The following is a 411-nucleotide window of genomic DNA, read 5'->3' on the forward strand; positions in this document are numbered from 1 at the left end:
GGACATGCGGACATGGTACGTGGCCGGGAAGGGCGGCGGAAAAGCGGCCGGGCCCTTTGCCGGCCCGTTACCGCCGCCGCGGTCCTGGCTGGATCCGGTGCCCCTGACCGGCTGCCGCGCGTACGAGTACGTCGGCGAGCTCGGCCGGGCACGAGAGCATCGGATAGTGGCCGGTGTCGAGGTCGAAGAAGGTGACGCCGGGGTCGGCCAGCTCCTGGAAACGGGGGTCGCCGGTGGCGACGAGCGCTTCGATGCCGGCGATCGAGGCGCGGCCCGAGCGGGTGCAGAGGACGCCGGTGACGGGCGGGCGCGAGCCGTCGGCCGCCGGCCGGAACGGCCGGGTGAGGGTGGCGTACGGCTGGGGTGCGGCGAGCTGCTCCATGCGCTTGCGGGCGTCGTCGGGGACTCCGT

At 74.5% G+C, this 411-nt stretch carries 1 pseudogene; it reads right to left on the reverse strand.

Features of this window, described 5'->3' with window-relative positions:
- Nucleotides 1-67: 67 nt before the first annotated feature.
- Nucleotides 68-411: pseudogene (locus ACWGIG_RS38000) on the reverse strand (alpha/beta hydrolase); the annotation flags it as partial.

The organism is Streptomyces sp. NPDC054863 (assembly GCF_053610825.1).